1 protein-coding gene is annotated in these 4,853 nt (G+C 52.3%); it reads right to left on the bottom strand.

What is annotated here, in order from left to right:
* Positions 1-4,153: DEAD/DEAH box helicase (locus QZP87_RS03870; protein WP_291321602.1), on the bottom strand; the 4,153-nt coding region annotated here is incomplete at its 3' end.
* Positions 4,154-4,853: the final 700 nt, after the last annotated feature.

Genomic DNA, 4,853 nt, shown 5'->3' with positions numbered 1-4,853 from the left:
GCAGAAGCTGCATCAGTTCTTCCGCCGATACCCTGCTGCCGCTGTCGGTTCCCTCCAGCAGGCTGTCGGCCAGGTCGCGTTTTTCAGCGTGCAGCCGGACAATCTTTTCCTCTATGGTGTTTTCGGCCACCAGCCGGTATACGGTCACCGGGTTTTCCTGTCCTATGCGGTGACTGCGGTCCGTGGCCTGGTCCTCCACCGCCGGATTCCACCAGGGATCAAGATGGATGACGTAGTCTGCAGCCGTCAGGTTCAGGCCAAGCCCCCCGGCCTTGAGGCTGATGAGAAACAGATCCCCCCGGCCCTCCTGGAAGGCCTGGATCTCCTGCTCCCGGACATGGCTCGGCGTGCTGCCGTCCAGGTAGCGGTATTCTATGCCCATAGCGTCCAGGCGTTCCCGGACCAGGCTCAGATGCTTGACAAACTGACTGAAGACCAGGGCCTTGTGCTTGTTGGCCAGCAACTCTGTTACAATTTCCTGCAACAGTTCCAGTTTGGAGCCTGGTACTTCGCTTTCAGGAATTACCATCCTGGGATGGCAGCAAACCTGCCTGAGCCTGGTCAGCTCAGTCAGAATCTGCAAATGCCTTGCTCCACCCTCAAGGTAGGCTTTTTCCAGATTTTCCAGGGCCTGCTGACGCATGGCCTCGTAAATAACGGTCTCCTCCTGGCTCAGACTTACCTTGAGGGTTACCTCGGTGAGTGAGGGCAGTTCTTCCAGAACATGAGACTTAAGACGTCGCAGAATAAACGGCTGAATAACTCTCTTGAGGAGCTTTTTCTGCTCATTGTTTTCATACTTCTGGATGGGCAGCACGAACCGTTCATTGAATTTTTTTCTGGGCCCCAGAAGGCCTGGATTCAAAAACATAAACAGGGTCCAAAGCTCGGTCAGATTGTTTTCAATGGGAGTGCCGGTAGTGGCCATCCTGAAGCGGGCGTTTAGATTCATGGCCGCCTGGGTCCGTTTGGCGCTCCAGTTTTTGATGGCCTGGGCCTCGTCCAGGACAACATTTTGCCACTCCACCCGGCACAGATGCTGAGCATCCTGCATTAGAAGCGCATAACTGCAGATCAGCAGGGCGAATGGTCCTGGATCCACCAGTTGATCCTGCCGGTCCCTGCCGGCGTACAGCACAGGTTTCAGGGTGGGGGCGAAGCGACGGGTCTCTGAAATCCAGTTGGGACATACCGATGTAGGGGCCACCACCAGGGTGGGGCCCTGCGATGCCCGCTCCAGGATTACCGCCAGGGCCTGCAAAGTCTTGCCAAGGCCCATGTCGTCGGCCAGACAGACCCCCAGCCCCAGCCTGGCCATCCTGGAAAGCCACTGATAGCCTTCCACCTGATAGGGCCGCAGGTCCGCCCTGAGTGTGGAGGGAGGTTCCGGCCTGGCTGAAATGGCTTCGCGTATCTCTTTTTTGCGCCTGGACCAGGCCTTGTCCCCTTTAAAACTCCCCGCCTCCCGGTCCAGATCTTCCAGTGCCAGGATGCTGTGCCCGGGCAGCCTGATACCGTCTTTTTTGATCTCGGAGAGGTGCGCAAGTTCACTGAGCCTCCTGCGAAGCTTGCTGGTCAGGGCTACATAACTTTTGTCATCCATGGCAACATAACGGACATCCTGCTCTCCCAGCGCCTGCATCAGCTCTTTTAGTTTTAATACCGTCTCCTGGTCCACGGCAAGTCTTCCATCCACCTCAAACCACTCCTGCCTGCTGGTCAACTCAAGTTCCAGGTTGTCCATATTGACGTTGCGGGCAATACGCAGCTTTTCGCCTTCGGGCCACAGTAGGCGCACCAGACCCTGTTCCTGAAGCTCTCTCAGTTCAGAGAGAAAATCCAGGCATCCGGCCGGACCATCTATGATCCAAAGCTGATCCTGGCCATCAAAACTCTCCAGGCTGGGGCATCCGGCTTCCACTTTGGCGGCTTTGGAGGCCTCCAGTTCCAGATCCCGTCTGGCCAGCATTCTTTTACCCCTGACTTCGGCCATAATAACAGCCCGTCCTTCACCCGGCCTGACAAAGGGTCCATCGTCCACAAAAGGTCTCACGACCATGTCCACTTTAAAACCGGACCCGGCCGGATAGATCCTGATGTTTGGTACAGAATCCCCGGTAACTTCGGGGATATCTGAATTGTGCTCCGAGAGGTCAGAATGAATGGTAACCATCCCGGAAAGACTGGATATGGTTTTCAGCAGTTCATCCCGGCCATCGCCGGGCACCTTGACGCCTTGATTGCCCAGGATACCAGCCAGACGCTTATGGGCATCGGATGCCTGAACCACCCGGTACCTGTATGGTGTATCCTGGACAGCCACCTGTGAATAATGCCTGAGATCAGGACTCATGGAAAGCTGGTAACCATTACCTGATTTGACCACGCTGATTTCTGGTTCTCCCCTTACAAACTCCACCGGGGTCTCCAGGTCGTTTTCCCTGAAAACCCTTGGGTGCCCCACCAGCAGTAACAGGGCCCGGTCCAGATCAAAATCATACCAGTTGGAGCGGTACCCATCGAAATACCTCTTGAGCGCTGTCAATAATCTCAGGTCATGATTGCTCAAATAAGCCAGAGAGTTCATTTGATGAAAAAGCACTTTAAGGGCAATGTTGCGCCCCTTGGTCCAGCCTCCCTTTTTGTTCTGGTTCTGCAGTTTGGGCTGAAGCCATTTCAGCTTTCCTTCAGCAATTTCAACCAACCATGCCACCCGATTTGTTTGGCCCTCTGCAGCATCCCCCTGCTGGTACGCCGTCTTTTGCAGGGCCTGCAGGGCCATTTTCCATTTTTCAAAAGGCTGAACGAGGTCCGCCATGGGTTTTATACCGGTATCTCTTTTAAGACCCTGTATGAACTCCTGCTCCTCCTCGCTGAGCCCTTTGGGATCCGCTGCCATGAGCAGACAGCCGGACTCAATGCTGATCCAGTCGAAACCGCAGTCCATTGCCCTGTCCAGGATCGATTTCAAATCATTTTTCTGGTTGGGAGTAAGGTGTTGATTTACCCAGAAACGGGCCAGATTGCAGATAAAACCTGCAAGCAGGTCAGGATGAGAAGCCATATGATCAAGCTTTTCCCGGGCGGACTCCTCTTCCATGTCCAGGAAGTGCAAAATGGCTTGCAGCGCGCTTAATGCAGGTCTTAATTTAGAACCGGCATATTCATTGATGTTGCTTTCAATATCAGCAATGAGGGTACGCAGTTTCTTCAGGCTTTCCGGATTCTGTTTTCTCAGAAGGCTCAGCAGGTAAACCTGTCCAGATGAATCAGAAAAGAAAATCTTTTTGGACCTGTACCCCTTGCGCAGGTCTGCCAGGGCTTCAGTGAACGCTGCAATTGACCTGTCATCATCCCCCTTCAAAAACCAGGCCCACCCCCTACACATGTATTCAAGCCGTTCAAAATCAAGGCCGGGGATCAACTCCTCGACCCGGTCCAGTTTCGCAGACATTAAATTAATGCAGCACAGGAAAAATTTGAGTTTCAAAGCTGAAAAAGAGGAAACGACTTTTTGCTCGACATACAGAGAAGCATAAGGCACTACTCCACTGCCTGGGTTTATGCCCCTTGTGATAAATAAATGCAGAACCTCTTCCAGTATCTTGTCCTGAATGATGGATGGCAAAGTCTGCATCCAATGGTGATCAAAGGGATTGGTGCAGATAGACAGCAGGGGGGTGGTCTGGTTCAGGTTATCACCATACTGGTTGAAAAACCTTAAGTCCTTGATAAAGGCATCTGTATCACCGGCCAGGATATCCAGGCGTATGTCCCTGGCCAACATTTCCACTCCGCCATTCCCCATCGAATAGTGGCTTTGAAAATACCTGCTGGCCGGCCATTTATCCTTTATCGTCCTGTATAGCTTCTTAAAGTCCGGTTCCCTGGAGGCCTGCCTGGCCATAATCTCCCGGATACCAGCATTACAGTCAAACTCAGAGTTCAGAAAGCCACCTTCCTGCAGCCTGACCAGGTAAGGGCCAAGTTCTCCTGGGGCTTTTTCTACACCTTGGGGTAAAGCAGCATTAGAAAGCAGCAGAAGGGTATGTATGTTGCTGATATTGAAAATGGGTGCAGCAAGAGCACAGATCTGCAGGATTTTTTTCTCAAAATGGTCCAGTTCATCAATCTTAGATAATTGTTCATCCATTTGTACACTCGTAATATTCACCGGTTGTTATCTGTTCAATGCTTTGTATGTGGCCCGGCTTCCTGCAACACCTCCGTCTCGTCAGCCACGTGCTACGGTTCGGCTTCCTGCTCCGCTTCCAACCCGGAGGTCTTCCAGGCCGGAGGGGAGAGCATACAGCTCGAAGAGGTATCTTTTCAGCGCTCTGCATGTGGCACGGGGACTGGCGCTACCCGCACTTATTTTTAAAACCTGTCAATTTTCCTTCAGAAAAATAAGTGCGGGGGTGCCTGTCCCCTGCTTTCCTTAAACGCGCTGAACAGATACTCGGAGACAGAGGAGGGCTTACAGCCCTGAGGGTTGCAGGAGTGCCTGTCCCATACAGTGTCCCATATACATTGCCTGTCCCATGCAGCATACAGTATCATACAATATCATAAAATGCTGAAAAGATACACCGGTTTTTTAAATTGTTGATCTTGAATCCGTGAAGTTTTTTTTCGAGTTATGTCCTTGCAGGTTCCTGGGTTTGGCAAAATGCCTGCAAACTGTCTGAGCGACTTAGGCACTTAGCACAAATTAAGGATTTCCTGCGAAGCAGGGTTTAACTGGGCCTGCCCGGTTAAACAAATCCGAAGGATTTCCTGCGAAGCAGGGTTTAACTGGGCCTGCCCGGTTAAACAAATCCGAAGGATTTCCTGCGAAGCAGGGTTTAACTGGG

The sequence above is a fragment of the Desulfonatronospira sp. genome, from assembly GCA_003563255.1.
Lineage (GTDB): Bacteria > Desulfobacterota > Desulfovibrionia > Desulfovibrionales > Desulfonatronovibrionaceae > Desulfonatronospira.
The sequence above is the reverse complement of the archived record's forward strand: the minus strand, read 5'-3'. Positions and strand labels throughout refer to the sequence as shown.